Below are 25,849 nucleotides of genomic sequence, written 5' to 3' on the forward strand. Positions count from 1 at the left end.
CCTCCGGACAGGCCGCGGAACGGCGCGATCCAAGAACGCCCCGGCGCCGCCCCGCCGCTTCCTCACGCCCCCGGCGGCTCGTCCCCCACCACCCACATGGAGAAGAACTGCGAGCCTCCTCCGTAGGCATGGCCGAGTGCCTTGTGGGCACCGTCTATCTGATGTGCCCCAGCGCGGCCCCGCACCTGGAGGGCCGCCTCGGCGAAGCGGAGCATGCCGGAGGCGCCGATGGGGTTGGTGGAGAGCACGCCGCCGGAGGGGTTGACGGGGAGGTCGCCGTCGAGTTCGGTGACGCCTGACTCGGTCAGCTTCCAGCCCTCGCCCTCCTCGGCGAAGCCCAGGTTCTCCAGCCACATGGGCTCGTACCAGGAGAAGGGCACATACATCTCCACCGCGTCGATCTCCCGGCGCGGCTCTGTGATCCCCGCCTGCCGGTAGACGTCGGCCGCGCAGTCGCGCCCGGCCCTGGGGCTCACCGCGTCCTTGCCCGCGAACAGCGTGGGCTCGCTGCGCATCGCGCCGCCGTGCACCCACGCGGGCGGCGCGGGCGAGCGCCTGGCGCCCTCGCGGCCGGTGAGGACCATGGCGCAGGCGCCGTCGGAGGAGGGGCAGGTCTCCGAGTAGCGGATGGGGTCCCACAGCATGGGCGAGGACTGGACCTTCTCCAGGGTGATGTCGTGCTCGTGGAGGTGCGCGTAGGGGTTCTTGAGCGCGTTGCGGCGGTCCTTGTACGCGACGAGGGAGCCGATGCCGTCCGGGGCCCCGGTGCGCCGCATGTAGGCGCGCACGTGGGGCGCGAAGAAGCCCCCGGCGCCCGCGAGCAGCGGCTGCTGGAAGGGGACGGGCAGCGAGAGGCCCCACATCGCGTTGGACTCGGACTGCTTCTCGAAGGCGAGGGTGAGGACGGTGCCGTGGACGCCGGCCGAGACGAGGTTGGCGGCGACGAGTGCCGTCGAGCCGCCCACCGAGCCGGCCGTGTGCACGCGCAGCATGGGCTTGCCGACGGCGCCGAGCGCGTCGGCGAGGTACAGCTCGGGCATCATGACGCCCTCGAAGAAGTCGGGCGCCTTCCCGATCACGACGGCGTCGATGTCGCTCCAGTCGAGCTGCGCGTCCGCCAGCGCCGCGAGCGCGGCCTCCCGTACGAGCCCGGCGATGGACACGTCGCGGCGCGCGGCGACGTGCTTGGTCTGGCCGATGCCCGTGACCGCGACGGGTTCCGCGGCCCTCCGCGTGCGCTGCGTGGTCATTCCGCGTCTCCTTCCAGAACGGCGACCAGGTTCTGCTGGAGGCAGGGCCCGGAGGTCGCGTGCGCGAGGGCGCGCCGGGACTCGCCCCGGCCGATGCGGGCCGCCGCCTCGCCGAGCCGGATGAGCCCGGCGGCCATCATGGGATTGGCGGCGAGCGCGCCGCCGGAGGGGTTGACGGTGACGTCGTCGCCGAGTTCGAGTGCCGCGCGAAGCACGACCTCCTGGGAGGTGAAGGGCGCGTGCAGCTCGGCGGTGTCGCAGGGCGCGGCCGAGGGGTCGAAGTGGCCCGCGTGCTCGGCCGCGAGCCGGGTGGAGGGCGACTCGGCGAGGTCCCGTACGCCCGGGCTGTGGGCCTCGATGCGGTGGTCGATGCCGCGTATCCAGGCGGGACGCTCTGTGAGGCGGCGTGCCGTGTCGCCGACGGCGAGGACGACGGCGGCGGCGCCGTCGCTCAGCGGCGGGGTGTCGTGGGCGCGCAGGGGCTGGACGAGGTAGTCGGCGTCGAGCAGTTCGGCTGCCGGAGGGGAGCCGCGGAGCTGCGCGTGCGGGTTGTCGCGGGCCGCCTCACGGCTGCGTGCCGCGATGGTGGCGAGTTCGCGCTCGTCGGTCCTGTCGCTGTCCAGGAGGGTGCGCGCCTGGAGCGCTGCGAGCGCGACGGAGTCGGGCCACAGGGGGGCGAGGTAGTACGGGTCGAGCTGGCGGGTGAGGACGTCGCGCAGCTCGCCGGGCGAGGACTTCCCGTAGGAGTAGACGAGCGCGGTCTCGGCCTGCCCGGTGAGGAGCTTGACCCACGCCTCGTACAGCGCCCAGGCCCCGTCCATCTCGACGTGGGACTCGGAGATGGGCGGCCAGGCGCCCACCCCGTCCAGTGCCATGGTGAAGGAGAAGGGGCGCCCTGCCAGGTAGTCGCTGGAGCCCGAGCAGGTGAAGTCGATCTCTCCCGCGCGCAGCCCGGTGCTGCCCAGTACCTCCTGGAGCACCGGCATCAGCATCTCGACCTCGGACAGGTCCTCGGCGCGGCGTACGTGCCCTGTCTGCGCGAAGGCGACGATGGCTACGTCTCGCGGGGGAAGCATCACAGCAGCTCCTTGTAGCTGTCGTAGTCGGCGTCGGGCTCCCCCGTGGGGCGGTAGTGGTCGGGGTACCGGCCGTCCTCGGTCCAGACGGGCTCGACGCGCAGCCCCATGCGGACCTGGTCGTACGGGATGCCCGCGATGCGCCCGTGGAGGGCCAGGCCCGCTCCGTCGAGGGCGATGTGGCCGTAGACGTAGGGGACTTCGATGTCGAGGTTCTTCGCCTTGATGTTGACGATGCAGAAGGTGGTGACGGTGCCGCCAGGACCGACCTCCACCTGGTCCGTGGTCGGGACGCCGCAGGTGGGGCAGGCGCCGCGCGGGGGGACGTAGACCTTGCGGCACTCGGGGCAGCGCTCCCCGAGGGTGCGGTGCTCGGCGAGCGCGCGCAGGTAGCGGGACTGGGCACGGCCAGGGGTGTGGGTGTAGTCGAGGCGGGCGTGCGCGGTGATGCCGGTGACGGGATCGGCGTCGGCGCCGGCGAACTCGCCGCTGTGCGGGGCTGCTTCGGCCGGGGCCGTTTCGGCCGGGGCCGTTTCGGCCGGGGCCTCCGTTCCGTCCCGCGTGCCGTCGTACGGCTCGAAGCAGGCGATGTCCGTGATGGCGCCCGTGCGCTCGGCGGCCCAGCGCACCCGTACGCGCATGCCGGTACGCACCGCGTCGGGTCCGGGGGCCGCGAGGGCGTGCAGGAGCGCGCTGTCCGCGCCGTCGAGCCGCACCAGCACCCAGGCGAACGGCTCGGCCAGCGGCTGCCCGCGCCGGGGCTGCGGGTTCCAGGCCCAGGTGGTGACGGTTCCGGTGGGGGCCACCTCGACGAGGTCGCGGATCTCCTCGGCGGTGACGGGGTCGTACTCGACGGGCGGCACCAGCACCCTGCCGTCGCTCGCCTTCACCCCGAGGACGGTGCGCTCGCGCAGCCCCGTCAGGAAGGCACTCTGGACGGGGCCGAGGGAGCGGGTGAAGGGGAACTCGACGACGAGGGGCGCGCGCAGCACGTCCGGTGAGGGGGCGGCCGAGGTCATGGCGGGTCTCCATTCTCCGTGCACGGGCCGGGGGCCGGGGGCCGGGTTCTCGCGGAGGGGGGCGGGGCGGGCGTCCGCGCGCGCCCCGGTGGCTACTCCCGGCGGTATACCGGCGGGCGCTTCTCCGCGAAGGCGCGGGCGCCCTCCTTCGCGTCGGCGGTGGAGAAGATGGGCCAGCCGCGCTCCAGTTCGGAGGCGAGGCCCTCTTCCTCGGTCATCTCCGCCGTCTCGTACACCGACGCCTTGACGGCCTCGACGGCCAGCGGCCCGCAGGCGTTGATCTGCTCGGCGATCTCCAGCGCCTTCACGAGCGCTTCGCCGTCGGGGACGACGTGCCCGATCAGCCCGACGGACCTCGCCTCCTCCGCGCTGTAGGAGCGCCCGGTGAGCAGCATCTCCAGCGCGTGCGTACGGGGGATCTGGCGCTGGAGGCGTACGGTCGAGCCGCCGATGGGGAAGAGGCCGCGGCGCACCTCGAAGAGCCCGAAGGTGGCGCTCTGCCCCGCGACCCTGATGTCGGTGCCCTGGAGCATCTCGGTGCCGCCCGCCACGCAGTGGCCCTCGACGGCGGCGATCAGCGGCTTGCGCGGCCTGTGGTGGCGCAGCATCGCCTTCCAGTGCAGGTCGGGGTCGGCCTTGAGACGGTCGCGGTACGGGTCCTCGTCGCCGCCGCCCGCCATGCCCTTGCCCGCGAGGGCCTTGAGGTCCATGCCCGCGCAGAAGGAGGCGCCCGCGCCGGTGAGGATCACCGAGCGGACGGTCTCGTCCGCGTCGGCCTCCAGCCAGCCGTCGTACAGGCCGACGAGCATGGGCAGGGACAGCGCGTTCCTGGCCCCGGGACGGTTCAGGGTGAGGACGAGGGTGGCTCCCACGCGCTCGGTCTTCAGATGTTCGGTGCCGCCCATGGCCGTGTCCTTCCGGTCCGCCGGTTCCAGACCTGGAACAGGTTGCAGTAGCGGGGGACCGACTTCAAGAGTTTTCTGACAGACAGTCAGATTTTCTTGCGGGGCCCCTTCCCGTCTTCCGCCGTCGGTGCTCTGATGACCGCCACGCGACACCGAGTCAGCGCGAACACACGCCGGGTCAGGAGGAGCGCCGTGGAGTACAACCTTGCCGACCTGTTCGAGTCGGTCGTCGACACCGTCCCGGACCGCGAGGCGCTGGTGTACCTGGACCACCCCGGTACCGGGGCCGAACGCCGCCTCAGCTACGCGGAACTGGACGCCGCGGCCAACCGGCTCGCCCACCACCTCGCCGAAAGCGGCATCGTCCCTGGCGAGCATGTGGGCCTGCACCTCTACAACGGCGTCGAGTACGTCCAGACGGTGCTGGCCTGCCTCAAGATCCGAGCGGTCCCCGTCAACGTCAACTACCGCTACGTCGAGGAGGAGCTGGCCTACCTCTACCGGGACGCGGATCTGGCGGCCCTCGTCTTCGACGGCGAGTTCACCGCACGGGTCGCCGCCGCACTCCCCAGCGCGCCCCTGCTGCGCCATCTGATCCGGGTGGGTGAGGCCGCCGCGGGGGCGCCCGTACCGCGCGTCGAGCCCGTGCCCTTCGAGCGGGCCGAGGCGTCGGGTTCACCCGACCGGGGCTTCCCGCCGCGCTCGGGCGACGACCAGCTCATCATCTACACCGGCGGCACCACCGGCATGCCCAAGGGCGTGATGTGGCGCTCCGAGGATCTCTTCTTCTCCGGGCTCGGCGGCGGCGCGCCCACGGGCGAGCCGGTCGCCAGGCCGGAGGAGCTGGCCGAGCGGGTCGCGGCGGGCGGCGAGGGGCTGGTCTTCTTCCCGACCCCGCCGCTGATGCACGGCACGTCCACGCTCACCACCTTCATCGGCCTGAACTACGGGCAGAAGATCGTCATCCACCGGAAGTTCGTGCCCGAGGAGGTCCTGCGCACCATCGAGCGCGAGCACGTCACCGCCGTCTCGCTGGTGGGGGACGCCATGCTGAGGCCGCTCGTCGACGCGCTGGCCGGGCCGCTCAAGGGCACCGACTGCTCCTCCCTGCTGGCGGTCTCCAGCTCGGGCGCTGTGCTCTCGGAGACGGTACGGGCGCAGTTCGCCGAACTCGTCCCGCACGCCGTCCTCATCAACAACTTCGGCTCCTCCGAGTCCGGCTTCAACGGCACCGCCACCCCCGACTCGGGCCCCGCGAAGGGCTTCCGTATCGCCACCAACTCCGGCACGGCCGTGGTCGATCCCGCGACGCTGCGGCCCGTCGAGCCCGGCGGTGAGGGCCGCATCGCGCTGCGCGGCCATGTGCCGCTGGGCTACTACAACGACCCCGTCAAGACCGCGGAGACGTTCTTCGAGGCGGACGGGGCGCGCTGGGTGATGCTCGGCGACATGGGCACCGTGGACGAGGAGGGCATCGTCACCGTCCTGGGCAGGGGCTCGCAGTGCATCAACACCGGGGGCGAGAAGGTCTACCCGGAAGAGGTCGAGCAGGCCCTCAAGTCACATCCGGACATCTACGACGCGCTGGTCGCGGGCGTTCCCGACGAGCGCTGGGGCAGCCGCGTCGCCGCTGTCGTCCAGATCCGCGAGGGCGCGCCCCGGCTCTCCGAGGACGAGGTGCGGGAGCACTGCCGCGCGCATCTCGCGGGCTACAAGATCCCCCGCACCGTCGTCCTCAGCGACCACATCCAGCGCTCCCCCAGCGGCAAGGCCGACTACCGGTGGGCGAAGGCGGTGGCGGAGAGGGCGCGCGACGATGCGTGACGGGCCCGGCGCGCCAGGTGGCCCGCCGGAGGCGCCGGACCCCTTCGCGCCCGCCAGGATCGGGCCGCTGACGCTGCGCAACCGGGTGCTGAAGGCGGCCACGTTCGAGGGACGTACCCCGCGCGGCCTGGTGAGCGAGGAGCTGATCGCCTTCCACCGTGCCGTCGCGGCCGGCGGCGCGGCGATGACCACCGTCGCCTACTGCGCCGTCGCGCCTGAGGGCCGCACCGAGCGGCGGCAGATCCATATGCGGCCCGAGGCCGCGCCGGGGCTGCGCGCGCTGACCGACGCCGTGCACGCCGAGGGGGCCGCCGTCTGCGCGCAGGTCGGGCACGCGGGCCCGGTCGCCGACGCGCGCTCCAACCGCCTGCCCGCGCTCTCCCCCGCACGCCGGATCAGTCCCCTCACGGGACTCGCGACGCGGGCAGCGACGGAGGACGACCTCGCGCGCGTGACGCGTCAGCACGCCGAGGCCGCGCTGCTGGCCGCGGAGTGCGGATTCGACGCCGTGGAGCTGCACTTCGGCCACAACTACCTGGTCAGCGCCTTTCTCAGCCCGCGTCTGAACCCGCGCGCCGACCGCTGGGGCGGCCCGCTGGAGAACCGCGCCCGACTGGCCCGGCAGATCGCGCGGGCCGTGCGGGAGCGGGTCGGCGAGCGGATCGCGGTGACCGCGAAGCTGAACATGCGGGACGGGGTGCGGGGCGGCCTGGAGGTGGCGGACGCGCTGCGGGTGGCGCTGCTGCTCCAGGACGACGGCTGCCTGGACGCGCTGGAGCTGACGGCTGGCAGCTCGCTGGCCAACCCCATGTACCTCTTCCGCGGGGACGCGCCCGTGAAGGAGTTCGCCGCGGTCTTTCCCCCTCCGGCCAGGCTCGGGGTCCGGCTGCTGGGGCGGTTCTTCCTGCGTACCTACCCGTACGAGGACTGCTACCTGCTCCCGCTGGCCCGGCGCTTCCGCGCCGCGCTCGACATGCCGCTCGTCCTGCTCGGCGGCATCACGGGAAGCGCCTCGCTGGCCCGCGCGATGGACGAGGGGTTCGAGTTCGCCGCGATGGGGCGGGCGCTGCTCATGGAACCTGGGCTGGTGTCCCGTATGCGCGAGGAGGCGGGAGCGGGTGGCTGTGGTGGGGTCCGTTCCGCGTGCGTCCACTGCAACAAGTGCGTGCCGACGATCTACAGCCGCAGCCGCTGCGTGCTGATGGATCCCTCGCCCTGAGCCGACGCGCCCCCGGCTCCCGGGGTTCCGGGGTCCAGGGGGCCGTCGGCCGGCCACGGCGTCAGACGATGACGTTCCCGTTGAAGACGCCGAGCTCCTCGCGGTACAGCTCGACCGGCACCCCGTTCGGGTCGCGCAGATACAGGCTCTCCTCCACGCCCCGGTCCGGGCCCGCGTAGCCGATGCCCGCCTCGTCGAGCGCCTTCCTGGCCGCCGCGTGCTGTGCGTCGTCCACCGAGAGCGCCAGGTGCTGGATGCCGCCGACGGTCTCCTCGAAGGGCGGGTGGTCGTGTCCGGGGAAGTCGAAGAACCCCAGCAGGTTGCCGTGTCCGATGTCGAAGAAGAAGTGGCTGGAACCGCTGTAGTCGCGGTTCTCCACGATCTCGACGAGCGGGAAGCCCAGCAGCTCCTGGTAGAAGCGGATGGTCTCCTCGACGTCCCGGCAGATGAACGCGACGTGGTGGACCCCGCGCGCCGTGGTCCGTGGGCGCCGGTCCCCCGCCAGCAGATAGCGGTTCCGCAGCTCGTCCCTGCGGACACGCAAGGCGTCCAGCTCCGCTCCTGTGGGCTCAGGCATTCCGTCTCCTCCGAGATTGATTCGCTCTTCAACAAGACTGCACCCTCGGAGTGCCTCCGGGCGAGAACGGCTCACCGCGCGCGTCACGTATCTTGAGGCCACGGCGGGGACGCGGGGCACAGGACGGCAGAGCGACAGAGCGACAAGGCGACAGGGCGAGAGCGCGAAGGGAGCGGCGCGGTGAAGGACGGCGACGAGGGCACGGGGCAGGCGGCCCGCCCCAAGCGGGCTGACGCCCGGCGCAACGAGGAGTCGCTGCTCGACGCGGCTGCCGCCGTCTTCGTCGCGTCGGGCGTCGAGGCGCCGGTGCGCGACATCGCGGCCAAGGCGGGCGTCGGGGTGGGCACGATCTACCGGCACTTCCCCACCCGCGCCGATCTCATCACCGCCGTCTACCAGCACCAGATCGACGCCTGCGCCGAGGCCGGGCCGCGGCTGCTGGAGACCAGCGCGACCCCGCACGCCGCGCTGGCCCGCTGGATCGACCTCTTCGTGGACTTCCTGGTCACCAAGCACGGGCTCGCCGCCGTGCTCCAGTCCGACAGCCCCGGCTTCGAGACGCTGCACTCCTCGTTCCTCGACCGCCTCGTGCCCGTCTGCTCCGAGCTCCTCGAAGCGGCGGCCGGGGCCGGTGAGATCCACTCCGACCTGGGGGCCTACGAGTTGATGCGCGGCGTCGGGAACCTGTGCATCGGCGCGGAGGGCGACTCCCGCTACGACGCCCGCCGTCTGGTCGCCCTCCTCATCGCCGGGCTACGGCAGCCACAGAGCTAGGGGGTGCCCGTAGCCCCGTCCGTCTCCGTGAGGAACGTGAGCACCGCCGAGGTGAACTCCTTCGGGCGGTCCTCGTGCACGAGGTGTCCGCCGTCCTCGATCGTGACGAGCCGCGCTTCGGGGATGCGCTCGGCCATCGCCACCAGGTCCTCCTGGGGCAGATGGCTGCTCGGGCCGCCGCCGATCAGCAGGGTGGGTGCGGTGATCGCGTCGAGCCGCTCCCACCAGGCCGGGTCGGGCGCGTTGCGCTGCCGTACGAACTGGGTCTTGACCTCCCAGTCGAACCGCGCGTCCCCCACGGGCGCCTCGGGCACCTCCAGCGGCGAGTCGGGGCGCCGCAGCGCGCCGGTCTCCTCCAGTACGAGGCGTTCGACGCGTTCCGGGTGGTGCTGGGCGAGGAGATAGGCGACGACCGAGCCGTAGGAGTGCCCTATGAGGACGACGCGCTCCAGCGCTAGCGCGTCGAGGAAGCCCAGCACGTCGTCCCGTACCTGTTCCAGACCGTACTCGCCCGGCCATTCGCTGCGGCCGTGGCCGCGCAGGTCCAGGGCGTAGAGGGGGTGGGAGGCGGCGAGCTGGGCGACGAGGGGGCCGCGCCAGTCCTCGCCGTCCTCGCCCAGACAGTGCAGCAGCACGACCGGGCTGCCCTCTCCCGTGCCCACGCCCCAGGAGCGGTAGGCGAGCTGGATGCCGTTCGCACGTACGGTGCGTACTTCATCAGTCATGCGGGCGACACTACTCTCCGTGTTTCGACTCCACCGGGCCTCTGGCCAGCTCGGAACGCCGGTAGGAGTACGCGAAGTACACGACGAGTCCGAGCGCGAACCAGACCGCGAAGCGTACCCACGTCTGCCACGCCAGGAACGTCGTCAGCCAGAGGGAGAAGACGACGCCGAGCGCGGGCACGACGGGCATGCCGGGGCAGCGGAAGGTGCGGGGCAGGTCCGGGCGGCGGTAGCGCAGCACGATGACGGCGACGCAGACCACGACGAACGCCAGCAGGATGCCGATGTTGGTGAGTTCGGCCGCCTCCTCGATCGGCAGGAAGCCCGCGATGAGGGCCGAGCCGACGCCGACGATCCAGGTGACGCGGGTGGGCACCCTGCGCGTGGGGTGGGTCTTCGCGAACCACTTCGGCAGCAGCCCGTCGCGGCTCATCGCGAACCACACGCGGGTGACCCCCAGCATGAAGGTGAACATCACGGTGAGGATGCCGATGATGGCGCCGACGGCGATGACGTCGGCGATGCCGCTCATGCCGATGGACTTGAAGGCCGTGGCGAAGCCGCTCTCCTTGTCGATGTCGGTGTAGTGCTGCATGCCGGTGAGGACCAGGCAGGCCAGCACGTACAGCACCATCGAGATGGCCAGCGAGTAGACGATGGCCTTGGGCATGTGGCGCTGCGAGTCGCGGGACTCCTCGGCCGCCGTGCTCATCGCGTCGTAGCCGAAGACGGCGAAGAAGACGGTGGCGGCCCCCGTGAACGCGCCGCCGACGCCGTACGGGAAGAACGGCTCCCAGTTCGCTGTCCTGACGTGGAAGAAGCCGACGACGATGACCAGCAGGACGACGAGGACCTTCAGGGCGACCACGACGGTCTCGAAGCGCGCGGCGCTCTTGATGCCGCGCGTCAGCAGGAACGCGATCAGCAGGCACAGCACGGCCGCGAACAGGTCCACCCGGTGGCCTTCGCCCGTGCCGGGCGCTCCGAGCATCCAGGCGGGCAGCTCGGCGCCCGCCGAGTCGACGAGGAACGCGAAGTAACCGGAGATCCCGATGGCGACGACGGCCACGATCGCCGTGTACTCCAGCAGCAGGTCCCAGCCGATGAACCAGCCGCCGATCTCGCCGAGCACCGCGTAGCCGTACGTGTAGGCCGACCCGGCCTTCGGGATGAGCCCGGCGAACTCCGCGTAGGACAGGGCCGCCGCCGCGCTGGCGATGCCCGCGATGAGGAAGGAGACCAGGACGGCCGGGCCCGCCTTGCCGTTGGCGACGGTGCCCGCGAGGGTGAAGATGCCCGCGCCGATGATGCCGCCGACGCCGATGGCGGTCAGGTGCCAGAGGCCGAGCACGCGGGTGAGCTGTTCGCCCGAGCCGCCCTCGGACTCCTCGATGTGCTCGATGGGCTTACGGCGCAGTACGCCCTGCCCGCTCCAGAGTCCGGCCATGGGGGACCTCTCCCTCTGCGTGCTTCCCGCCGCGCTGCTGACGCCGATCACGCGGTCACGCGCTCTGTGACGACTCGGATCAGTGGGTCATCTTGGACCCGGGCGGCGGGGCGGGGGAAGAAGCCGCACGGGACCTCTTCCCCGTATCCCCCGTACGGGTCGTCACAGCGGGCGTTCCCTGCCCTCCCAGTACGGGGCGCGCAGCCGCCGCTTGTAGAGCTTGCCGTTGGGGTCGCGCGGCATCTCGGTGACGAAGTCGACGGACTTCGGGCGCTTGTAGCCCGCCAGGCGCTGGGCGCAGTGGTCCAGGACGGCGCGTTCCAGTCCGGGCCCCGCCTCGTGGCCCGGCGCGGGCTCGACGACCGCCTTGACCTCCTCGCCCCAGTCGTCGTGCGGGATGCCGAAGGCCGCCGCGTCGGCGACGGCGGGGTGCGTCAGCAGCTCGGACTCGATCTCGGCGGGGTAGATGTTCACGCCGCCCGAGATGATCATGTCGATCTTGCGGTCGCGGAGGAAGAGATAGCCGTCCTCGTCGAGGAAGCCGAGGTCCCCGACGGTGAAGAAGTCCCCGATCCGGTTCTTCCGCGTCTTGCCCTCGTCCTTGTGGTACGAGAAACCGCCCGTGCTCATCTTCATGTAGACGGTGCCCAGTTCGCCGGGCGGGAGCCGGTTGCCCTCGTCGTCGAAGACGGCCAGCTCGCTGATGGGCCAGGGGCGGCCCACGGTGCCTGGCTTCTTCAGCCAGTCCTCGGCCGTCGCGAAGGCGCCGCCGCCCTCACTGGCCGCGTAGTACTCCTCGACGCAGTGCCCCCACCACTCGATCATCGCCCGCTTGACGTGGTCGGGGCAGGGGGCCGCCCCGTGGATGGCGTGCCGCATGGAGGAGACGTCGTAGGCGGCCCGCGTCTCCTCGGGGAGTGCGAGGAGGCGGTGGAACTGGGTGGGGACCATGTGCGTGTGCGTGCAGCGGTGCGCGTCGATGAGGCGGAGCATCTCCTCGGGCTGCCACTTGTCCATCACCACGAGACGGTGGCCGATGTGCAGGGCCGCGCCCGCGAACTGGAGCACGGCCGTGTGGTAGAGCGGCGAGCAGACGAGGTGCACGTTGTCGTCGAAGGGCTTGATGCCGAAGATGCCGAGGAAGCCGCCGAGATAGGTCTCCTCCGGTTCCTTGCCGGACAGCGGGCGGCGGATGCCGCGCGGACGGCCCGTCGTGCCCGAGGTGTAGTTCATGACCCAGCCGCTGGTGCGGTCCCGGGGCGGCTCGGACGGCTGGCCCTTCAGGAGTTCGCCGTACGGCCTGAACCCGGCGGGCGCGGTGGAGCCGGACCCTGGCCCGGCGCTCTCCGCGACGCCGAAGCGGCCCGACGACGGCAGCCCGGCCTCATCGGCCGCGGCAGCAGCGGCCTCCGCGAACCGCTCGTGCGCGATCAGCACCTTGGCGCCCGAGTCCGCCACGATCCAGGCGATCTCGGGGGCGACGAGGTGGTGGTTGACGGGCACCATGTAGAAGCCCGCCTGGGAGGCGGCCAGATAGGCGGTGAGGAACTCCACCCCGTTGGGCAGCACGACCGCGAACGCGTCGCCCGGTTTCAGGCCCGCCGCGCGCAGCCCGCCGACCAGGCGGTTGCAGTCGGCGTGCAGGCGCTCTGCGCTCCACTCCTCCCCGTCGGGCGCGACGAGCACGACGCGCCCGGGATCCTGCGCTGCCTGGGCCCAGAAGCCGTTCGGCGGCTGTGACATGGCGGGGAACCTCCTCGGGCTCTGCGGACTGGTGACGGGTGCTGCGGACGAGGCGGGCCGGTGGGGCCTGTGGGCTCGTCGGGCCCGGCGCACCTGGCGGGCCCTTCGGCACCGGGCCCGCCAGGTGCCGTCGGCCTCGGATCAGGCGGTCTCGGATCAGGCGGTCTCGGATCAGGCGGTCTCGGATCAGGCGGTCTCGGGTCAGGCGCTTCCGGCGATGCGGTCGAGCCGGTCGATGGCGCGCTCGAAGCCGCGCGTGAGGTCGTCGAAGACGGCCTGGACGCTGCGCTCGGAGTTCATGGAGCCGACGATCTGGCCCACGGGCGTGCCGAGCAGTGCCTCGGTCTCGTGGTGCTGGATACGGGAGTTGGCCTCGGCCACCAGCAGCCCCTGGAGCGGCATCGGCAGCGTCCCCGGGCCCTCCGGGTCGTCCCAGGCGTCGGTCCACTCGGTGCGCAACTGCCGCGCGGGCTTCCCCGTCAGCGCACGGGAGCGCACGGTGTCGCCGGAGCCCGCCGCCAGCAGCTTCTCGGTGAGCCTGCGCGAGTGCATCTCGGCCTCGTGCGTGGTGAGCCAGACCGAACCCAGCCAGGCGCCCTGCGCGCCGAGGGCCAGCGCGGCGGCGATCTGCTCGCCGCTGCCGATGCCGCCCGCGGCGAGGACGGGCAGCGGGTCCACCGCGCGGACCACCTCGGGGGTCAGCACCATGGAGGCGATCTCTCCCGTGTGGCCGCCCGCCTCGTAGCCCTGCGCGACGACGATGTCGATGCCCGCCTCCTTGTGCCGCTGCGCGTGCCGTGCGCTGCCCGCGAGCGCGGCGACGGGGATGCCGCGGCCGTGCGCCCGCTCGATGACGTCAGGGGGCGGGGAGCCGAGCGCGTTGGCGAGCAGCTTGACGGGGTAGTCGAAGGCGACGTCGAGCTGTGTGCGGGCGACGCTCTCCATCCAGCCCGTGATGCGCCAGCCGCCCTTCTCCCCCTCGGGCAGCTCGGGGACCTCGTGGCGGGCGAGGAGGTCGCGCACGTACTGGCGGTGCCCCTCCGGGATCATCGCCTCGACCTCGGCCTCCGTCACCCCCTCGACCTTCTTGTGGGGCATGACGACGTCGAGGCCGTAGGGCAGCCCGTCGGTGTGCGCCTGCACCCAGTCCAGATCGCGTTTCAGCTCGTCCCCCGCGGCGTAGCGCACCGCCCCGAGCACGCCGAACCCGCCCGCCCTGGTGATCGCGGCGGCGACGGCGGGGAACGGCGTGAAGCCGAAGACGGCGTGCTCGACACCCAGCTTCCTGCTCAACTCCGTCTGCATGGGCGCAGGATGCCGCAGCGGGGCGTACGAGGGAAGAGATTTTCTGATGCAGCGTCAGTTTTCCCGGGGAACGTTCCCCGGGGACGTTCCCGGAGCCACCGCCGCCACCGTCACACGACGTCCCTCGCGTGCCGCGTGTCCCTCTCCAGCACCGCCATGGCGGCGTTGTGGCCCGGTACGCCGCTCACTCCGCCGCCGCGCACAGCCCCGGCGCCGCACAGCAGCACGTTCGGGTGGTCCGTCGCCACGCCCCAGCGCCGCGCCTCGGGGGAAGGGCCCGCGTCGCCCCGGCCCCGGCCCTGGTCCTCGCCGTACGCCGGGCCCGCGTCCTCCAGGTACGGGAAGGACAGGTCGCCGTGGAAGATGTGCCCGCCGGGCAGGCGGAGTTCGCGCTCCAGGTCGTGCGGGGTCTTCGCCTCGACGCACGGTCTGCCGTCGGCGTCCCTGGCCAGGCAGTCGGCGATCGGCTCGGCGAGGTGCGTGTCGAGCTGCGCGAGGGTGGCGGCGAGGTACTCGTCGCGGACCGCAGCGCTGTCGCGGATCCCGTCCCGTCCCCCGTCGCGCCCTGTGAACCCGCGTTCCGGGGCGAGCAGCCCGAACAGCGTCAGCGTCTGGTACCCCTGCTCTGCCAGCTCGGTACCGAGGATCGAGGGGTCGGTGAGGGAGTGGCAGTACAGCTCTGAGGGCGGGGTGCGGGGCAGTCCGCCGTCGTACGCCTGCCGGTACGCCGTCTCCAGCTCCCCGTACCCCTCGGCCACATGGAACGTGCCCGCGAACGCCTCGTCGGCCGTCACCTCGGGGTCCTTCAGCCTGGGCAGCCGGCGCAGCAGCATGTTCACCTTGAGCTGGGAGCCCTCGGCAGGTGCCGGGCCGTCCTCGTCGAGAAGCGCGGCGAGGGCCTGCGGCGAGGCGTTCACCAGCACGTCCCGCGTCGGCACCATGTCCTCGCGCTCTGCGGTGCGGAAGTGCACCTGCGCCGTGCGGCCGTCCGTCTCGACGCGGTGCGCCTGGTGCCCGGTGGCGATCTCGGCGCCCGCCGCGCGTGCCGCGTCCGCGAGCGCGTCGGTGAGCGCGCCCATGCCGCCCACCGGTACATCCCAGTCGCCGGTGCCGCCGCCGATCACGTGGTAGAGGAAGCAGCGGTTCTGGAGGAGCGACGGGTCGTGTGCGTGGCTGAAGGTGCCGATCAGGGCGTCGGTGAGCACGACGCCCCGTACGAGGTCGTCGGCGAAGTGCTCCTCGATCGTCTCCCCGAGCGGGCGCGTGAACAGCGCCCGCCACGCGGCGTCGTCGTCCACACGCGCCCGCAGTTCGGCCCGCGTGGGAAGGGGCTCGGTGAGGGTGGGGAAGACGCGTTCGGCGACGTGCCGAGCCCGCGCGTAGAAGCGCTGCCACGCCTCGAACTCCCGGCCCCCGCCGGTCAGCCGCGCGAAGGACTCCCGCGTACGGGCCTCGGCCCGGCTCCCCTCGCCGCCCACCAGCAGCCCGGTCGGGCGCCCGTCGCGCACGGTCGGCGTGTACGAGGACACCCCGCGCCCGCGCACGGCGAACCGCAGCCCGAGATCCTCGGTGATCCGCCGTGGCAGCAGGCTGACGAGGTACGAGTAGCGCGACAGCCTGGCCTCGACCCCGGCGAAGGGCCGCGTGGAGACGGCGGCGCCCCCGGTGTGCGCCAGCCGTTCGAGGACGAGGACGCGGCGTCCCGCGCGAGCGAGGTAGGCGGCGGCGACGAGGCCGTTGTGTCCGCCGCCGACGATGACGGTGTCGTACGAGGCACGGTGTGGCATGACCCTTGCTAACACGGCCCCGCGGGTCCGGCCCAGCCCGTAGGCACCCGCCCCACGCCACCGGGCGCGCCACTCCCCCGTGTGGCGGTACGTCGGCGTCACGGGCGTTCCCTGGACGATGATCTCGCCGGTACCGGCCGCTGTACGCGGAGCGGGGCGACCGTCAGGCCGTGTTCCGGGGAGCGGGTGAGTCCTGGGCTGACAGCTCTTCGGCCAGCTCCCAACAGCGCAGACGGGCCGGGGAGACGTCGTAGGGCATCTTGCCGACGGCTTCGAACGCGCTCATGGAGCCGGCCTCCCGCCTGCCGGAGCCGTCCCCGTCCCCGTACTCGCCGCCGTCGTCGTCGGCAGGGTGCGAGGCGTCCCAGGCGTCGAAGAGGGCATCGTCTTCCTCATCCAGGCCGGACTCCTTCATGACGGCCTGTAGCGCGCTCTCGAAGGCGTGCCGCTCGAAGGCCACTTGAGCCACCCGTGGGTCGTCGACGGCGACGCTGTCGTCGAGTGCCTCCTCGGCTTCATCGACGCGGTCGGATTCCTCCCGCAGAGCGGGATGCGTGGCCAGGGTGATGAAGCGGCCGGCCTGGACGGCCGCGCCGAGCGGGCCGAAGATCCGCTCGGTGACCAGCAGACTGTCCAGGTCCGCCTGCCGCAGGGAGCCCTCAGGCAGACCCTTGAGGCGTTCGGTGACGAAGCCCGAGAGCAGGCCCATCCGGCTGCCCTCGGTGCGCATCCGCCGCACGGCGGTCCGTTGCCGCCGCAGTTCCGCCTCCTGCTCCGCGAGGGTCTCCTCCAGCCGCTCCAGGATGTCCGCGATGCCGTCTCCGCTGTCCGCACCGGCGGAAACCGTGCCGGTGGTGAAGGCGTCACGGATGTCGTCCAGGGCGATCCCGGCGTCGGCCGCCTTGCGGATCCACAGCAGGCGGATCATGTCCTCGTACCCATAGCGGCGGCGGTCGTCGCCGCCCCGCTCGGGCTCGGGGAGCAGGCCGATCTCGTGGTAATGGCGAATCGCCCGTGGCGTGCTGCCCGCGAAGGCCGCCGCGTCACCGATCTTGACCTGGCGGGGTGGCACGAAAGACGGATGCATGAGCGGGGACCTTTCCGCAACGGGACGGGACGTGGGTCCACGGGACCACATGCCGCTACGGAAGGTGCAACCCCCCGCACAGCGCCCCGCGCCCGTGCCGGGTGCCTGGAAACGGCCTAGCCGCGCCGCGTCGCGACGCGGCGGTAGAGGGCGACCGCCTCGCCCGCGCGGCCGAGCTGTTCGAGGCAGTGGGCCTCGTCGATCCTGCTGGCGAGCGTGTCCGGATGCTCGCCGCCCAGTACCCGTTCACGCGCCGACGCCACCTGCCGGTACACCTCCAGTGCTTCGGCCCAGCGCCCGAGCCAGCCCAGGCCGACGGCGATCTCGCGGCGGCTGACGAGCGTGTCGGGGTGGTCGCGGCCCAGGACGCGTTCCCTCATCGCGCAGACCTCGCGCGAGGTGGCCAGCGCTTCCTCCCAGCGGCCCAGCCGCCCGAGGTTGACGCCCAGGCCGTGCCGTGCGCGCAAGGTCTCCGGGTCCGTGGGGCCCTGGGCCCTGGCGCGCGCGGACACCAGATCGCGGTACACCTCCAGCGCCTCGGCCGAGCGCCCGAGCTTGCCCAGGCCCACGCCGCTCTCGTAGCGCGCGGCGAGCGTGTCCGGGTGGTCCGGGCCCAGGACGCGGGAGCGGATCGCGGCGACGTCGCGGTAGATGTCCAGGGCCTCTTCCCAGCGGCCCAGCCGTCCCAGCGCGTACGCGACCTCGTAGCGGGTGACCAGCGTGTCCGGGTGCTCGGCGCCCAGGACGCGGACGCGGGCCTCGGCGACCTCGCGGGCCATGCGGTAGGAGTCCTCCAGCCTGCCGAGGCGACTGAGGTTGAAGGCGAGGTTGTGGCGGCAGCGCAGGGTGTCCGGGTGGCCCCGTCCCATCGTGCGCTCGCGGACGGCCAGCACCGCCGTGTACACCTGGTGCGCCTTCAGATGGCGCCCCAACTGGCCCAGTACGTAGGCCGACTCCTGGCACGCCGCCAGCGTGTCCGGGTGCTCGGCGCCCAGGGTTCGCTCGCGGCCGGCGGCGACCCGCTCGTACTCGGCCAGCGCCGCCGCGTGCTGTCCGAGGCGGCAGAGGGTGAAGCCGACCTCGTAGCGGCTGGCGAGGGTGTCGGGGTGGTCGGGGCCCAGCGCGCGTTCGCGTTCGGCGGCGACCGCGCGGTGCACCTCGCCCGCCTCCTCCCAGCGGCCGAGACGGCCGAGGCTCAGCCCGGCGTTGTGGCGGCTGGCGAGGACGGCGAGCAGTTCGGGCGAGGGCGTCGGGCGCTCCCCTGCCTCGTCGGTCTCCGGCTTCCCCGCCTCGTGCGCGGCGCCGCCGCTCCCCCGTGGGTCCCCGGCCGGAGGCTCACCGGGCTGACCGGGCTGCCCCGGGTGGACGACGAGGGGCGGCTGGGTCGGCCCCGTCAGACCGTTCCACCGGCCGGTGAGCGCGGCCGGCGGCTCGGGCGGCGTGGCCGTGCGCACCGACCACGATCCGGTGGCCGTCGCGCCCGCGCCCTCGCCCATGCCCTGTGTCCAGGACGGCAGCCGCTGAGGCGGCCTGCGCGAGGGCGGCCGTGCGCCCACGCCGGACGACGTGCCGGGCGCGCCCGCGACGCCGGAAGCACCGGAGCCACCGGAGCCCTCGGCCCCCGTCGCCCCGCCGGGCTCGCCCGCCCCGCGTACGGCCTCCAGCGCGCCCCACAGGTGTGCCGCGCTCGAAGGCCGCTCCTCGGGTTCCTTGGCGAGCAGCCCCAGGATGACCCGCTCCAGGGGCTGCGGCACCTCGGGCCTGTGGCTGCTGGGCGGCTCTGGCACGGTGTCGCGGTGGCCGACGAGGACCGCCCAGGCGTCGCCGTGGTCGAAGGGGGGCACGCCTGTGGTCAGTTCGTACAGCACGCAGCCCAGCGAGTAGAGGTCGCTGCGGTGGTCCACCGCGTTGCCCGCGATCTGCTCGGGCGACATGTAGTGCGGTGTGCCCATGGCGATGCCGCCGCCGGTGAGCTTGGCCGTGAAGCCGATGTCGTGCGCGAGGCGCGCGATGCCGAAGTCGCAGATCTTGACCGTGCCGTCGCCGGTGCGCATCACGTTGGCGGGCTTCAGGTCACGGTGGACGATGCCCTGGTCGTGGGTGTACGCGAGGGCCGCCGCCACCTGGCCCGCGATGTCCACGACATCGGGCACGGGCAGCGGCTGCCGCTTGTTCTCGTCCAGCAACTGGCTGAGATTGCGCCCGTCGAGCAGCTCCATGACGAGATAGAGCAGCCCTTCGTGCTCGCCGAAGTCGTGCACGACGGTCACACCCCGGTGCTGGAGCGAAGCGGCGACCCGCGCCTCGCGCCGGAAGCGCTCGCGCAGCACGCGCATGAACGAGCGGTCGCTCTGGTTCCCCGTGGGCTTGAGGCACTTGACGGCCACCCGTCGGCCCAGTGACTCGTCGCGCGCCCGCCACACTTCGCCCATGCCCCCGCGCCCGATGAGTTCGAGCAGCCGGTAACGGCCGTGGATGAGCGTGGATTCCGCCATCGCCTGATGTCGCCCCCGTCGTCAGTGCGGCCCTCCCCCTGCCCGCCCAGTATGGCTGCCGCGATCCTCCGTGTGTATGCCGGAAGTCGGCACCGTGCGACGGATGACGGCGTATGGCGCGATACGGACGGGAGGCGCGGGCGCGCTCAGCGCCGGACCCGGGGCATGCCCAGGCCGATCCAGGAGATGATCTCGCGCTGGATCTCGTTGTTGCCGCCGCCGAAGGTGAAGATCACGGCGCTGCGGTAGCCGCGCTCCAGCTCGCCCCTGAGAACCGCGCCCGCCGAGCCCTCCTTAAGGGGTCCGGCCGCGGCGGCGATCTCCATCAGCCAGGCGTAGGCGTCACGGCGGGCCTCGGAGCCGTAGACCTTGACGGCCGAGGCGTCCTGCGGGGTCAGGGTGCCCTTGTCGAGGGCGTCGACCATCTGCCAGTTGAGCAGCTTCATGGCGTCGAGCCTGGTGTGCGTGCGGGCGAGCAGGGAGCGCACCCAGCCGAGGTCGACGACGCGGCGCCCGTCGCTCAGCTTCGTCTCCGCCGCCCAGCGCCGCACGTCGTGGAAGGCGCGGATCGCCATGGTGCCGTGGGCCGCCAGCGTCACCCGTTCGTGGTTGAGCTGCGTGGTGATGAGGCGCCAGCCCGCGTTCTCCTCGCCGACGCGCCGGGTGACGGGGACGCGGACGTTCTCGTAGTAGCTGGCCGTCGTGTCGTGGGAGGCGAGGGTGTTGATGAGGGTGCAGGAGTAGCCGGGGTCGGACGTCGGCACGAGGAGCAGGGTGATGCCCTTGTGCGGTTTGGCCTCCGGATCGGTGCGGACGGCGAGCCAGACCCAGTCGGCGGTGTCGCCGTTGGTGGTCCAGATCTTCTGCCCGTTGACGACGTACTCGTCCCCGTCACGCACGGCGCGTGTCTTCAGCGCGGCCAGGTCGGTGCCCGCGTCGGGCTCGCTGTAGCCGATGGCGAAGTCGATCTCACCGGAGAGCACGCGGGGCAGGAAGTACGCCTTCTGCTCCTCGGTGCCGAACTGCATGATCGTGGGCCCGACCGTGTTGAGCGCCATCAGCGGGAGCGGGACGCCCGCCTGGGCCGCCTCGTCGAAGAAGATGAACTGCTCCATGGCGCTCATTCCCCGGCCGCCGTACTCGGTGGGCCAGCCCACGCCCAGCCAGCCGTCGCTCCCGAGACGGCGCACGGTCTCGCGGTAGAAGCGCTTCTGCGCCGCGGGATCGTCGTAGCGGGCGTAGGCGTTGTCGGGCACGAGCCCGGCGAAGTAGCCGCGCAGTTCGGTGCGCAGCCGCTGCTGCTCCGGCGTGTATTCGAGGTGCACGGTGCCCCTACCCTTCGACGGCTGAGGGCGGTGACCGCTCCGGCGTCTCCTGCGTCGCGTCCACCGCTTCCGGCGGCGCACACCGTAGAACGTGTTCCACCACAAGGGAATGCCGACGACCGGGGAATGGTGGCCTGGATGCGCTGACCAGGGGTCAGTGCGCGGGCGGGGCCCAGTTGTTGGGGCAGGCGCGGGTCGCGGAGCCGTAGACGTAGTCGACGAAGTTGCGCAGGTCCTGGACCCACAGCCTCATGTCGTGGCCGCCGGAGCCCGTGCAGTAGCGGTGGGTGACGCCACGGTCGAGGAGCGGCTGGTGCAGTGCCTGGTTCCAGCCGTACACGTCCGTCTCGCCCGTGCCCGCGTAGAGCGCGAGCCTGCCGTCGTACGCGCGGTACGAGGCGGCGCTGCCCGCCACCTGTACGGGATTGAAGGCCGCCCAGTCCGACGGGGGCCCGAACACGGTGGACATGCGGTAGGCCGTGCCGCCGGTGACCCGGTAGGTGCCGTCGAGCAGGCCCGTCGTCGCGAACGAGGCGCCGTAGACCCACATGGAGTCGTCGACGATGCGCTGCGCGTCGGCGGGCCGGATGTCGGTGCCGCCGGAGAAGGAGCCGATCGCGGAGAACAGGTCGCTGTGCGTCGCGCCGTACTTCAGCGCGCCGAGCCCGCCCATGGAGGCACCGGCGATGGCACGGCCCGAACGCCCGTCCCTGGTACCGAAGTTGGCGTCGATCCACGGCAGAAGCTGACGGATGTGGAAGGTCTCCCACTGGGGCGCGAAGTTGCCGTCGGTGTGCCCCTTCCAGTCGCTGTACCAGCCCGCCCTGCCACCCTCTGGCATCACGACGATGCCCTGGAACGCCGTGCCCCTGAGCGTCTCGGCGATGTCGCCGCCGCCCGGCTCCGACCACTGCCCGACGTCGGCCGCGCCGCCGTGCAGCAGATACAGCACGGGGTAGTCCCCGGCCGGGTCGTAGTCGGCGGGGAGGAGGACGCGGGCCTTCACGGGCTTGCGCACCGGGTCGATGGAGGGCTGCCCCGGACCGGCCGCCCGGTAGACGGCGTCGGTGCGGAAGGTGGCCTCGCCGAGGCGCCCTCCGTGGCCCGGCACCTCGGACCAGGACAGCAGGTCGAGGCCGTGCGAGTCGGGGGCTGGCAGCGGCGGGAGCGCGGCGGCGGCGGCGCTCGCCTGCTGCCCCGGCAGCCCGGCGAGGACCAGGCCGACGGCGAGTGCGACGGCGGCGGACCAGGCGCGGACGGTCAGCGGGCGGCGACGGGACACGGTGCGCCCGTGGTGGTCGGCATGGTGTAGCTGCCAGGGTCTGCACGCGGTGGCGCGCTTCGCGGACGGACGCATGACGTCTCCTTCACTGGTCCCTCGCTGGCGCCCGACGGGCCCGCCCCGGCCGGTACCGCGAGGACGGGCCCGCTGAGCTGGGCCGGTTTGAGGGGACCGTAGGCCGGACCCGCGCGCCCCCGCATCCAGCGGACGGTGGGTCCGGCGGGCACGGCGGATGGAACCAGCGGGGTAGCCGCGTCGCACCAGCGCGGTAGGCGGCGACGGGGCCCGGGGGCCGGCTCCGGGGTGGGCGCGGGATGGCACCCGCCCCGTCACGCCCTGGCCTGGAGGTAGGGGCCCGGCCCCTTCAGGGTGCGGTGGATGGGCGCGGTCGCCGTGTGGCGCAGGCCGGGCAGCTTCGCCACCGACTCGGTGAGGTAGCGGTAGAAGAGCGGGGCGCTCGGGACGTCGACGCTCGCGAAGAGATTGGCCGTGCCCGTCACGGCGGCGGCGAAGGCCACCTCGGGGTGCGCGGCGAGCGCGGCGCCCGCTTCGGCGAGGCGAGCGGGGTCGATCTCCAGCCACAGTACGGCCCGGAAGTCCCGGTGGAGGACGTCCGGATGGTATTCGACGTCGAAGTAGAGGACGCCGCTCGTCCTGAGTTCCGTGATGCGGCGGCGCACCGTCGACGGCGACAGGCCCGTCGCGGCGGCCAGTTCGCCGGGGGCCGCCCTCCCGTCGCGCGCCAGCAGGTCGAGCAGCAGCCGGTCGCCGTCGTCCAGCACCACGGGTGACGCGGCCTCCGCCACCCGCTCGGGCGTCTCCGGGAAGGCGAGCAGCGCGACCTGCTCGGGTGTCAGCGGTCCGCGCTTGGTGAGCGGGCTCAGGTCCTGGCCGAAGTAGACGTGCAGCAGGCAGTGCGCCGACACGTCGACGACCTGGGGCGTACGGGGCAGTTTCTCCAGCAGCAGGGTCTCCTCCAGGCCAGGGCCGCGGGTCCGCACCGAGCAGTTGATCTCCGTGCCGCCCGAGCTGAGGTTGACCCACGTCGTGTCCGTACGCCGCGCCATCGCAGCGCCGATGGAGAGCGCCGCGTCGGGCGCGCACCGCACGCGGACGGTCCACACCGTGTCCCCCAGCCGCAGCGGGTCGGTCAGGCCCAGGACCCGCAGCTTCCCGGCGGAACGCAGCCGCGCCCAGCGGCGCGCCGCGGTCTGGTCGGACACGCCGAGGGCCTCGGCGATCTCCCGGAACGAGGCGCGGCCGTTGATCTGGAGCGCGTGCGCGAGCGCGGTGTCCTCGTCGGACAGCCCACGGACCACGGAGCGACCGGTACCGGTGTCGAGATACGTCTTCATGAACCCGATTCTGTCGGATCCGCGCACGAGTCCCACTCTGGCTCAGCGAAACGCCCGCCGACTGCTCACACTCGCCGGAGAAAACACACCAGGGCGCACCACGTCCGCCGCACCGGTCCCGTAAGAGCCCGGTCCCGGACAGCGCGCCCGACTCGAACGGAGAACCCGATATGCGCAAGTGGTGGCCCCTGCTGGCGGTCTGCCTGGGCGCCTTCATCCTGCTGGTCGACGTGACCATCGTGAACGTGGCACTGCCCCGCATGGCCGACGACCTCGACGCGTCCTTCACCTCGCTGCAATGGGTGATCAACGGCTACACCCTCGCCCTCGCGGCGCTGCTCCTGGCCTCCGGCTCCCTGGCCGACCGGTTCGGGCACCGGCGGCTCTACGTCTACGGGCTGGGCCTGTTCGCGCTGGCCTCCGCCGTGTGCGGTCTCGCACCCTCCGCCGAGGTGCTGATCGCCGCACGCGTGGTGCAGGGCGTCGGGGGCGCCGCCATGTTCGCCACGGCACCCGCGCTGCTGCTCTCCTCCTACCAGGGCAGGGACCGGGGAACCGCGTTCGGCGTGTGGGGCGCGGCCAACGGCGCCGCAGCGGCGGCGGGCCCCCTGCTCGGAGGGCTGCTCACCGAGCACCTGAGCTGGCCCGCGATCTTCTGGGTCAATCTGCCCATCGCCGCCGTCGCCATCGCGATGACGCTGCGGGTGATCCGCGCGGACCGGCCCGCGGCCGTACCCGGTGCGGGCGGCGCGGACGGCGCGGGCGCACCTGCCCGTATCGACGTACCGGGCGCGGCGGCCTTCACCGTCGCCGCCGGTGCGCTCACCTACGGGCTCATCCGCGGCGGGGATGCGGGCTGGTCCTCGTCCCTCACCCTGTGCGCCTTCGCCGTCAGCGCACTGGCGCTCGCGGTGTTCGCCGTCGTCGAGCACCGCACGGCGCGGCGCGGCGGTGCGCCGATGCTGGACCTGGCGCTGCTGCGCCGCCCGTCGTTCGCCGGGCTGATGGCGGGGGCGCTGCTGCTCCAAGGCGGCGCGTTCGGCTGCCTGGTGCTCGTCTCGCTGTGGCTCCAGTCCGTACTGGACCTCACCCCTGTCGCGGCGGGCCTCGCCCTGACCCCGCTGGCCGGGGCCTCGTTCCTCGTCGCCGCCGTGTCGGGGCGGCACATCCAGCGGCTCGCGCCGCGCCTGCCGATCGGCCTGGGCCTGCTGTGCGTCGCGGCGGGGATGCTGCTGCTGCGTGCGGGGATGTCGGCCGACGCGGGCTGGGCTTCCCTGACGGGCGGCCTGGTGGTCACGGGTGTCGGCGTGGGCCTGGCCACGCCCGTGCTGGTCTCGGCCGCCACCTCCACCGTGCCGCCGCGACGCGCTGGCATGGCGGGCGGCGCGGTCAACACCTTCCGGCAGCTCGGCATGACCCTGGCCATCGCGGTCCTCGGCGCGGTCTTCACCAGCCGGACGGCCACCGCGCTCGCCGGGCCCGGCACGGTGCCCGACCCGGACCGGGGTGCCGCCGCGCTGGCCGCGGGCCAGGCGGGGCGCCTGCTGGAGGCGGCGCCTCCGGCGCACCGCGACGCCGCCCGCCACCTGGTGCACCAGGCGTTCGCCGCCGGGCTCGACCGCGTCTTCCTGCTGGCGGGCCTCGCGGCGGCCGTCGGCGGGGTACTGGTGCTGGCGCTCGTACGGCCTTCGGGCCGGGCGTCGGACCCGCCGTCGGACAGGACCGCGTCCACGGGAGCGCCCGGAGAGACGTCCGGTGCGACCCCCGGGGCCGACGGCGCAGCCGTCACCCCGAAGAGCGGCGACCAGCAGGACCCGGGCCGACGCCGGGTATCCTCGGGAGTGTGAACCGGCAGGCGCCGGGCGGCCGGTTCACCGGGGCAGGGGGGAAGGTCAGCGGGCCGGGGGCGGTGGCCTCCGCCGGGACACCGGAGCCGCCCCCGCCCCCGCCCCCGGCCCCCGGCAGCCGCTTCGCCCCGTGAACGGCGGCGCTGATCCGGACAGCGAGCTCTGCCGTCATGGCGCCGGACCTGCCGGTGACGGGGGCTTCACCGTTCGCCGGGGGCACCCGTGTCCGGGTCGCCGTCCGCGCGCGTCAGTACAGCGCCGGTGACGAGGTCGAAGAGGTGGCTGGCGCGGGGTGCGAGTGTGGGTTGATCGCCGACCCACGCGAGCATCGCGATCAGGGCGAAGAGGTCATCGCCGTCGATGTCGTTCCGGGCCGCGCCTGTGGCCTGAGCCCGGGTGAGAAGCCGGGCACCGGCCGCGCGCAGGGTGACGCACGAGGCATGCAGGGCGGAATCGGGGTCCTCGATGGCCGCGGCCATCAGTACGGTCACCCCTCGGTACTCGGTCGTCCAGGCGACGCAGTCGCGCACCCAAGAGACGAGAGCGTCCTCGGCCGTGTGCGCCGTCTCAAGCTCGCTCGCCCTGGTCGTCAGGTCACCGAAGCTCGCGTGGAGCAGGCCCTCCAGGAGCGCCTCGCGCGTCGGGAAGTGCCGCAGCAGCGTCGCGAGGCCGACACCGGCTCTGCGCGCGATGTCGCGCATCGACACGTCGATGCCCTGCTCGGCGATGACGGGACCCGCCACGGCGAGCAGATGGTCGCGGTTTCTCTGCGCGTCGACTCGCATCGGTCTCCTCACTTGACTAAGT

20 protein-coding genes are annotated in these 25,849 nt (G+C 72.9%); 4 read left to right on the forward strand and 16 right to left on the reverse strand.

Features of this window, described 5'->3' with window-relative positions:
• Window positions 1-62: 62 nt before the first annotated feature.
• From ACYVOO_RS07295 to ACYVOO_RS07310, 4 genes are all read right to left on the reverse strand, one after another.
• Window positions 63-1,250 (reverse strand): thiolase domain-containing protein, encoded by a 1,188-nt coding sequence (locus tag ACYVOO_RS07295; protein WP_461014800.1) that lies wholly within the window; start codon window positions 1,248-1,250, stop codon window positions 63-65.
• Entirely contained in the window at window positions 1,247-2,326 is a 1,080-nt protein-coding gene (locus ACYVOO_RS07300) for a thiolase domain-containing protein (protein WP_461014801.1), read from the reverse strand. The genes ACYVOO_RS07295 and ACYVOO_RS07300 overlap by 4 nt, the downstream gene beginning before the upstream one ends.
• Window positions 2,326-3,345: a Zn-ribbon domain-containing OB-fold protein gene (locus tag ACYVOO_RS07305; RefSeq protein ID WP_461014802.1), complete on the reverse strand. Its 1,020-nt coding sequence runs from the start codon at window positions 3,343-3,345 to the stop codon at window positions 2,326-2,328. The genes ACYVOO_RS07300 and ACYVOO_RS07305 overlap by 1 nt, the downstream gene beginning before the upstream one ends.
• Window positions 3,346-3,437: 92 nt before the next feature.
• Window positions 3,438-4,250, reverse strand: coding sequence for a crotonase/enoyl-CoA hydratase family protein (locus ACYVOO_RS07310; RefSeq protein ID WP_461014803.1), 813 nt, complete (start codon window positions 4,248-4,250; stop codon window positions 3,438-3,440).
• 192 nt (window positions 4,251-4,442) lie between these two features.
• On the opposite strand from ACYVOO_RS07310, the gene ACYVOO_RS07315 reads away from it, so the two are divergent.
• Together ACYVOO_RS07315 and ACYVOO_RS07320 are read left to right on the forward strand one after the other, a co-directional pair.
• A complete protein-coding gene (locus tag ACYVOO_RS07315; protein WP_461014804.1) occupies window positions 4,443-6,074 on the forward strand; it encodes an acyl-CoA synthetase in 1,632 nt (543 codons plus the stop codon).
• Window positions 6,067-7,293: an NADH:flavin oxidoreductase gene (locus ACYVOO_RS07320; protein ID WP_461014805.1), complete on the forward strand. Its 1,227-nt coding sequence runs from the start codon at window positions 6,067-6,069 to the stop codon at window positions 7,291-7,293. Before ACYVOO_RS07315 ends, ACYVOO_RS07320 begins: the two co-directional genes overlap by 8 nt.
• Before the next feature lie 61 nt (window positions 7,294-7,354).
• On the opposite strand, the gene ACYVOO_RS07325 is transcribed toward ACYVOO_RS07320, so the two are convergent.
• Window positions 7,355-7,870, reverse strand: coding sequence for a VOC family protein (locus ACYVOO_RS07325; protein WP_461014806.1), 516 nt, complete (start codon window positions 7,868-7,870; stop codon window positions 7,355-7,357).
• Window positions 7,871-8,050: 180 nt separating this feature from the next.
• Between ACYVOO_RS07325 and ACYVOO_RS07330 the strand changes: the two genes are divergently transcribed.
• Window positions 8,051-8,644, forward strand: coding sequence for a TetR/AcrR family transcriptional regulator (locus ACYVOO_RS07330; protein ID WP_461014807.1), 594 nt, complete (start codon window positions 8,051-8,053; stop codon window positions 8,642-8,644).
• On the opposite strand, the gene ACYVOO_RS07335 is transcribed toward ACYVOO_RS07330, so the two are convergent.
• From ACYVOO_RS07335 to ACYVOO_RS07380, 10 genes are all read right to left on the reverse strand, one after another.
• Window positions 8,641-9,369 (reverse strand): alpha/beta fold hydrolase, encoded by a 729-nt coding sequence (locus tag ACYVOO_RS07335; protein WP_461014808.1) that lies wholly within the window; start codon window positions 9,367-9,369, stop codon window positions 8,641-8,643. The genes ACYVOO_RS07330 and ACYVOO_RS07335 overlap by 4 nt on opposite strands.
• Window positions 9,370-9,379: 10 nt before the next feature.
• Window positions 9,380-10,816 carry an amino acid permease gene (locus ACYVOO_RS07340; protein ID WP_461014809.1) on the reverse strand — a complete coding sequence of 479 codons (1,437 nt, stop codon included), beginning with the start codon at window positions 10,814-10,816 and terminating at the stop codon, window positions 9,380-9,382.
• A gap of 162 nt (window positions 10,817-10,978) precedes the next feature.
• Complete coding sequence (locus tag ACYVOO_RS07345) at window positions 10,979-12,559, reverse strand: acyl-CoA synthetase (protein WP_461014810.1); 1,581 nt, start codon at window positions 12,557-12,559, stop codon at window positions 10,979-10,981.
• Between the two features lie 201 nt (window positions 12,560-12,760).
• Window positions 12,761-13,864 (reverse strand): NAD(P)H-dependent flavin oxidoreductase, encoded by a 1,104-nt coding sequence (locus ACYVOO_RS07350; RefSeq protein ID WP_461014811.1) that lies wholly within the window; start codon window positions 13,862-13,864, stop codon window positions 12,761-12,763.
• A 110-nt stretch (window positions 13,865-13,974) separates the two neighbouring features.
• On the reverse strand, window positions 13,975-15,651 hold the full coding sequence (locus tag ACYVOO_RS07355) for a phytoene desaturase family protein (protein WP_461014812.1): 1,677 nt from the start codon (window positions 15,649-15,651) through the stop codon (window positions 13,975-13,977).
• A 163-nt stretch (window positions 15,652-15,814) separates the two neighbouring features.
• Window positions 15,815-16,738, reverse strand: a complete 924-nt coding sequence (locus tag ACYVOO_RS07360) for a MerR family transcriptional regulator (protein WP_461014813.1) — start codon at window positions 16,736-16,738, stop codon at window positions 15,815-15,817.
• A 116-nt stretch (window positions 16,739-16,854) separates the two neighbouring features.
• A complete protein-coding gene (locus ACYVOO_RS07365; RefSeq protein ID WP_461014814.1) occupies window positions 16,855-19,233 on the reverse strand; it encodes a serine/threonine-protein kinase in 2,379 nt (792 codons plus the stop codon).
• A 146-nt stretch (window positions 19,234-19,379) separates the two neighbouring features.
• Window positions 19,380-20,558 (reverse strand): acyl-CoA dehydrogenase family protein, encoded by a 1,179-nt coding sequence (locus ACYVOO_RS07370; protein WP_461014815.1) that lies wholly within the window; start codon window positions 20,556-20,558, stop codon window positions 19,380-19,382.
• Between the two features lie 154 nt (window positions 20,559-20,712).
• Window positions 20,713-21,915 carry an alpha/beta hydrolase gene (locus tag ACYVOO_RS07375; RefSeq protein ID WP_461014816.1) on the reverse strand — a complete coding sequence of 401 codons (1,203 nt, stop codon included), beginning with the start codon at window positions 21,913-21,915 and terminating at the stop codon, window positions 20,713-20,715.
• 254 nt (window positions 21,916-22,169) lie between these two features.
• Entirely contained in the window at window positions 22,170-23,195 is a 1,026-nt protein-coding gene (locus tag ACYVOO_RS07380) for an Lrp/AsnC family transcriptional regulator (protein WP_461014817.1), read from the reverse strand.
• A gap of 170 nt (window positions 23,196-23,365) precedes the next feature.
• On the opposite strand from ACYVOO_RS07380, the gene ACYVOO_RS07385 reads away from it, so the two are divergent.
• The gene (locus ACYVOO_RS07385; RefSeq protein ID WP_461014818.1) at window positions 23,366-25,042 is read left to right on the forward strand and encodes an MFS transporter; all 1,677 of its coding nucleotides are present in this window, start codon (window positions 23,366-23,368) and stop codon (window positions 25,040-25,042) included.
• A gap of 200 nt (window positions 25,043-25,242) precedes the next feature.
• Here the strand turns inward: ACYVOO_RS07385 and ACYVOO_RS07390 are convergent, their stop codons facing one another.
• A complete protein-coding gene (locus ACYVOO_RS07390) occupies window positions 25,243-25,827 on the reverse strand; it encodes a TetR/AcrR family transcriptional regulator (protein ID WP_461014819.1) in 585 nt (194 codons plus the stop codon).
• Window positions 25,828-25,849: the final 22 nt, after the last annotated feature.

The sequence above is a fragment of the Streptomyces daliensis genome (assembly GCF_054782395.1).